Below are 6,399 nucleotides of genomic sequence, written 5' to 3'. Positions count from 1 at the left end.
CGCCGGAGCCGCGCGGCGCGGTCCGGGTCCGGCTGGTCAGCGGCACCCACGTGGTCGACATCAACGGCCCGACGATCTGCGAGGTGCTCGATCCGCCGGGCCTGCTGTCGCTCCAGGGGCGGATCGGCCCCGACGTGCTGCGGGCCGACGCCGATCCCGAGCGCGCCTTCGCGCGGATCTCCAAAAGCCGCGCGCCGATCGGCCGCCTGATCATGGACCAGTCGGTGATGGCGGGGATCGGCAACATCTACCGGACCGAGATCCTGTGGCGCCAGGGCATCCACCCGGAGACACCGGGCCGCCTGCTCGACCGCGAAGCCTTCGACCGGATCTGGGACGACGCCGCCGAGTTGCTGGCGATCGGGGTCAAGCGCAACGCCATCGTCACGGTGACCGGCGCCCGGCCCTCGCGCAGCCGCTACCGCGAGCGGGTCAACATCTTCAAGAAGCCGAACTGCCCGAAGTGCGACGGCCCGATCCGCAGCCTGGAGCTGGACGGACGCCGTGCCTTCGCCTGCGAGGCCTGCCAAGCACCGCCCCTCGACCTGTGAGGCTACCGGGAAACTGCAGAGCCCTTGATCACGGTCATCCTTCGACAGGGGGCGAAGCCCGGCGCTACGCGCGGATGAGGGCAAATGCTTGAAAAATCTGACCCTCACCCTGAGCTTGTCGAAGGGTGATGGTGCCGGCTAGGGACCTATCCCCCAGCGCCCCGGCATCTCATGCAAATCAATCAACTAGCCGCTCTTTGTCCCATTAAAGGGACGCCGGAGCATCATTAACGGCCCGTTCTCGGCGGCCTCTCCCGGCCGCCGCGCCCTCAATTGTTTCGGAAAAGTGTCAATTTGCACCAAGACTCCGGGGGTCGTCCGACGTATGCTGCTCGGCAACACGGGGCCGGCAAGGCCCCGGTATCTGCGAGAAACAGGGAGAAAATGATGCGTAGCAAACTCTTGGCCGGGGCGGTTCTCGCCTCGGTGATGGCCGTCGCGCCCGTTGCCCAGGCGGCGGACATCATCATCGGCGTGCCGAACTGGCCGTCGGTTCGGGTCACGGCCCACGTGCTGAAAGTCGTGATGGAGGACAACCTCGGCCTCGAGGTCGAGCTGCAGAACGGCACCAATCCGGTGGTCTTCGAGGCCATGGATTCCGGCGCGATGCACGTGCATCCCGAGGTCTGGATGCCGAACCAGGTCAACCTCCACAACACCTTCGTGAAGGACAAGAAGACCGTCAAGTTCAACGCCAACGGCATCGAGGCCTTCCAGGGCATGTGCGTCACCAAGCACACCGCCGAGGCGACGGGCATCAAGGCCCTGTCCGATCTGACCGATCCCGACATGGCGGCGAAGTTCGATACCGACGGCGACGGCAAGGGCGAGATCTGGATTGGCGCCTCGGGCTGGGCCTCGACCAACGTCGAGAAGATCCGGGCCAAGTCCTACGGCTATTCCGAGACCATGAACCTCAAGGAGATGGACGAGACCCTGGCGCTGGCCGAGGTCGACAACGCGGTGGCCCAGAAGAAGAATATCGTCTTCTTCTGCTACACGCCGCACCACATGTTCGCTCTCCACGAGCTGGTCATCCTGGAGGAGCCGGACTACGACTCGGCCAAGTGGAAAGTGATCCAGCCGACCGACGACCCCGAGTGGCTCGAGAAGTCCAACGCGGCGGTCGCCTGGGATCTGGCCTACCTGCACATTCACTATGCGGCGGCGCTGGAGAAGGCCCAGCCGGAGGCGGCCAAGCTGCTGTCTCAGGTCAAGCTCGACACCGACACGGTCTCCAAGATGACCTTTGCCCTGGTGGTCGAGAAGCAGGACCCGGCGGATTTCGCCCAGCAGTGGGTGGCCGAGAACGGCGCCATGGTCGATTCCTGGCTGAAGTAGGCTGGTAACCGTGCTTATGGCGGCGGCGCCTTCGCCAAGGCGCCGCCGCCATGCCTGCTATCGTCGCCTGACGACAACGCAGATGAGCAGCAGGCCGCGCTGCTTGCCGCTGCGGCCCGCCGCTCTTGTCACTTTGCGGGGGGGTGTCACGTGAACGAAGACGTCATCCAACTCGACAGTGTCTGGAAGATTTTCGGCCCGAGGGCCGACGAAGCCATGGATGCGGTCGAGAAACGGGGCCTGAGCAAGGCCGAGGTGCTGGAGGAGTTCGCCTGCGTGGTCGGCATCGCCGACTGCTCGTTCACGGTCCAGCGCGGCGAGATCTTCTGCGTCATGGGCCTCTCCGGCTCCGGCAAGTCGACCATGGTGCGGCACCTCAACCGCCTGATCGAGCCGACCGCCGGCAAGATCTCGGTGCTCGGCAAGGACATGCTGGCGCTGGGCGGCGAGGATCTGCGCGCCATGCGCGCCATGCACATCGGCATGGTGTTCCAGCACATGGCGCTGCTGCCCCACCGCACGGTGCGCGACAACGTCGCCTTCCCGCTGCAGGTGCGCGGCGAAGCGAAGTCGAAGCGCTGGGAGGTCTCGCAGCGCTGCCTCTCGATGGTCAACCTCGACGGCTACGAGGACCGCTTCCCGCGGGAGCTCTCGGGCGGCATGCAGCAGCGGGTCGGTCTGGCCCGGGCGCTCGCCTCCGATCCCGAGGTGCTGCTGATGGACGAGCCGTTCTCCGCGCTCGACCCCCTGATCCGCCGCCAGCTTCAGGACCAGTTCATGGGGCTCTCGGCGGAGCTGCACAAGACGACCGTCTTCATCACCCACGACCTGGACGAGGCGATCCGCATCGGCAACCGGATCGCCATCATGAAGGACGGCCGCATCGTCCAGATCGGCACGCCGGAGGATATCGTCACCAAGCCGGCGGACGACTACGTCAAGGATTTCGTCGAGGGTATCTCGCGCCTCAAGCTGGTGTTCGCCCACTCGATCATGGAGGACATCGCCAGCTACAAGCCGGCCAACGGCGGGTCGCTCGAGGGCTCGAAGCGGGTGCCCCACGACACCGATCTCGATCACCTGATCGATATCGCGACCGAGACCGACGCGCCCATCGTGGTCCAGAACGACGACGGCGCCGACGTCGGCGTGATCGACAAGTCGACCCTGCTCAAGGGCATCCAGGGAGGCAAGGCATGACCGACACAGGCCTCGAGCTCGGCCCCAAGGCCTTGAGCTCTTCGGTGGACGAGTTCGCCAAGGAGAATGCCGGCTACTACGCCAAGGAGTTCGCCAAGATCCAGGGCACCACCAAGTTCCCCTGGTCCTGGAACACCATGGCCGCCGTGTTCGGCCCGCTCTGGGGCGCGGCGCGCGGCGTCTGGGGCTTCTTCTGGATGTTCCTGGTGCTGGAGCTCTTCGCCCTGGTCCAGCTCGGCCGCGGCCTCTGGGGCGAGCTGGGCGCCGACCAGATCGCGCGCTACGAACGCCTGCTGGCCAACATCGCCAAGCGCGAGACCCAGGCCGCGGAGGCCCTGGCGGCGGGCGACCAGGAGGCTGCGGAAACCGCCCTCAAGGTGGCCGAGAACCTGAAGCGCGTGGCCGCCAGCGCCAAGGAGAAGGCCGACGCGGCGGCCGGCGAAGCGACCACGATCCTGCTCACCGGCCTGGCGCTGCTGGTCGCGGTCAAGGTGCTCGAAGGCTTCTACGCCAACATCGCCTACGAGAAGCAGTACCTGCGCTGGCGGGCCCAGCCCACGATCCAGGCCGGCCTGAACCAGGCGAGCACCGCCTTCGGCGCCTTTCTTCTGGTCGCGATCTGGCCGCTCACCCTGTTCCGCTTCACCGTGACCGATCCGGACAAGGTGCTCAGCAACCTGACCAACGGCCTGTTCGGCGGCACGATCACGATCTCGGAGTTCCCGATCAAGAAGGAGTTCTTCGCCTCCTGGGCCAAGGACGGCGACGCCGCCTTCGACTGGCTGGCCAACAACTTCGGCAACGTCTTCGACGGCGTGACCGCCGGCATCCGCGCCGTCCTCGACGGGCTGGAGGTCATCCTGATCCAGACGCCCTGGCCGGTGGTCATGGTGGTCATCGTGGTCATGGCCTACCGCCTGGCCGGGCCGCGGGTGGCGGTCTTCACCGGCGCCTCGCTCGCCTATCTCGCCTTCATGGGGCTCTGGGAGATCTCCATGATCACCGTCGCCCTGATCGGCGCCGGCGCCGCGCTCTGCGTCATCTTCGGCATTCCGCTCGGCATCTGGTTCGGCAAGAGCAAGCGCGCCTACGCCTTCGCCGAGCCGGTGCTCGACTTCATGCAGACCATGCCGGCCTTCGTCTATCTGATCCCGATCATCGCCTTCTTCGGCACCGGCAAGCCGCCGGGCGTGCTCGCGACCATCATCTTCGCGATGCCCCCGGTGATCCGCCTGACCGCGCTCGGCATGCGCGGCGTGCCGGAGACCACCAAGGAAGCGGCGATCGCCTTCGGCTGCTCCAAGTGGCAGCTGCTGCGCAACGTCGAGATCCCGCTCGCCATGCCCTCGATCATGACCGGCATCAACCAGACCATCCTGATGAGCCTCTCCATGGTCGTGATCGCCTCGCTGATCGGCGCCGAGGGCCTGGGGGCGCTGATCCTCGAGGCGCTACAGTACGCGGCCAAGGGACAGGGCCTCCTGGGCGGTCTCGCGATCCTGTTCTGCGCCATGGTGATCGACCGCATCGCGCAGGGCATGTACCGCAGGAAGGTCGCGGGCGGCTAGACAAGCCGGCGCTCTGGCAGGTTGCTGAAGAGGTGTATCGTCGGCACCATCACCCTTCGACAAGGGGCTTCGCCCCCTGTCGAAGGATGACCGTGATCAAGGGCTCAGGAGCTTTTCAGCACCTGCCAGGAGAATGCCTTGAGGACGCAGGCGCGGGCGGTCGTCATCGGCGGCGGGGTCGCCGGTTGCTCGGCTCTCTACCACCTGACCCGGGAAGGCTGGACCGACGTGGTCCTGCTAGAGCGGGACGAGCTGACCTCGGGCACGACCTGGCATTCGGCGGGACAGGTCACCAACTTCGGCGCGGTCCAGACCATGGTCGGCCTGAAGAGCCATTCGATCCGGCTCTACAAGGAGCTGGCCGAGGATCCCGAGAACCCGATCAATTATCACCACGCCGACGGCGGACTCCGCCTCGCCTCGACCGAAGCGCACCTCGACGGCTACCGCCACTTCCAGTCCCTGGCCAAGGGCATGGGCGTCGCGTTCGAGATCTTCGACGCCGAGGAATGCGCCCGGCGTCACCCCCTCATCACCACCGAGGGCCTGGCCGGCGCGCTCTGGGATCCCCTTGACGGCGACATTGACCCGGCGCAGTTGTGCCAGGCGCTGGCCCGCCGGGCCCGCGCGGCCGGGGCCGAGGTCCATCGCCATACGGCGGTAACGGGCCTCGGACAGAAGCCGAACGGCGAGTGGGTCGTCCGGACGGCTAAGGGCGAGATCGTGGCCGAGCACATCGTCAACGCCGGCGGCTATCGCTGCAACGAGGTCGGCGCCATGATCGGGGCCGTGCACCCGGTCGTCTCGATGGAGCACCAGTACTTCCTGACCGAGCCGATCCCCGAGATCGAGGCCTTCGGCCGCCGCGTGCCCCTGCTGCGCTGCCCGACCGACGATTTCTATTCCCGGCAGGAGAAGCAGGGCCTGCTGGTTGGCTTCTACGAACAGGACTGCAAGACCTGGGGCACCGAGGGGATCGACCCGAACTTCAGCAACGCGCTCTGCCCGACCGACCTCGACCGGGTCATGCCGGTGCTGGAGAACGTCTTCCAACGCCTGCCCTGCCTGACCGAGGCCGGCATCCACACCGTGGTCAACGGGCCGATCACCTATACGCCGGACGGCTTGCCCCTGGTCGGCCGAATCCCGGGAAAGCGCAACGCCTGGTGCATCACAGGCCTGCGCGCCGGGCTCGGCGAGGGCGGGGGCCACGGCTGGCTGCTCGCCCAGCAGATGGTCCACGGCGAGGCGGTCTACGACACCTGGTGCCTCGACCCGCGCCGCTTCGGCGACTACGCGACTTTGCCCTACACGGCGTCGAAGGCGGTCGAGGACTACCAGAACGAGTTCCGCTTCCACCGTCCCCACGAGCACCGCCCGGCGGGGCGGCCGGCCCGGACCACGCCGCTCACGCAGAGGCTCGCCGCCAAGAACGCCGACTTCGCCGTCGTCGACGGCTGGGAGCGCGCGGCCTTCTACAAGCCAACGCCGGACTTCGAGCCTGACCACGGCTTTCGCTGGCCCAACTGGACCGAGGCGGTGGGCGAAGAGGTCGCCGCCGTGCAGTCGCGGGTCGGCCTCATGGAGGTCAACGGCTTCAACCGCATAGAGGTCACCGGCCCGGGCGCGCGCGGCTGGCTCGACGGCCTGGTCTGCGGCCGGGTCCCCAGGACCGTCGGCAGGCTGGGGCTCTGCTACACCCTCACCGACAAGGGCAACCTGCTCTCGGAAGCCACGCT

Annotated in this window: 5 protein-coding genes; all 5 read left to right on the top strand. The window is 67.0% G+C overall.

Going from position 1 to position 6,399, the window contains the following annotated elements; genetic code table 11:
- Positions 1-551: hypothetical protein (locus QNJ67_23620; protein ID MDJ0611982.1), on the top strand; the 551-nt coding region annotated here is incomplete at its 5' end.
- Positions 552-938: 387 nt separating this feature from the next.
- A complete protein-coding gene (locus QNJ67_23615) occupies positions 939-1,892 on the top strand; it encodes a glycine betaine ABC transporter substrate-binding protein (protein ID MDJ0611981.1) in 954 nt (317 codons plus the stop codon).
- A gap of 150 nt (positions 1,893-2,042) precedes the next feature.
- Complete coding sequence (locus QNJ67_23610; protein ID MDJ0611980.1) at positions 2,043-3,092, top strand: betaine/proline/choline family ABC transporter ATP-binding protein; 1,050 nt, start codon at positions 2,043-2,045, stop codon at positions 3,090-3,092.
- On the top strand, positions 3,089-4,660 hold the full coding sequence (locus QNJ67_23605; protein MDJ0611979.1) for an ABC transporter permease subunit: 1,572 nt from the start codon (positions 3,089-3,091) through the stop codon (positions 4,658-4,660). The genes QNJ67_23610 and QNJ67_23605 overlap by 4 nt, the downstream gene beginning before the upstream one ends.
- A 138-nt stretch (positions 4,661-4,798) precedes the next feature.
- Positions 4,799-6,399: FAD-dependent oxidoreductase (locus tag QNJ67_23600; protein ID MDJ0611978.1), on the top strand; the 1,601-nt coding region annotated here is incomplete at its 3' end.

Source organism: Kiloniellales bacterium, from assembly GCA_030064845.1.
GTDB lineage: Bacteria > Pseudomonadota > Alphaproteobacteria > Kiloniellales > JAKSDN01 > JASJEC01.
The sequence above is the reverse complement of the archived record's forward strand: the minus strand, read 5'-3'. Positions and strand labels throughout refer to the sequence as shown.

What these genes read in the sequence shown, in the direction of transcription:
- QNJ67_23615 (MDJ0611981.1), top strand. Translation starts at nt 939, where the DNA reads ATGCGTAGCAAACTCTTGGCCGGGGCGGTTCTCGCCTCGGTGATGGCC.
- QNJ67_23605 (MDJ0611979.1), top strand. Translation starts at nt 3,089, where the DNA reads ATGACCGACACAGGCCTCGAGCTCGGCCCCAAGGCCTTGAGCTCTTCG.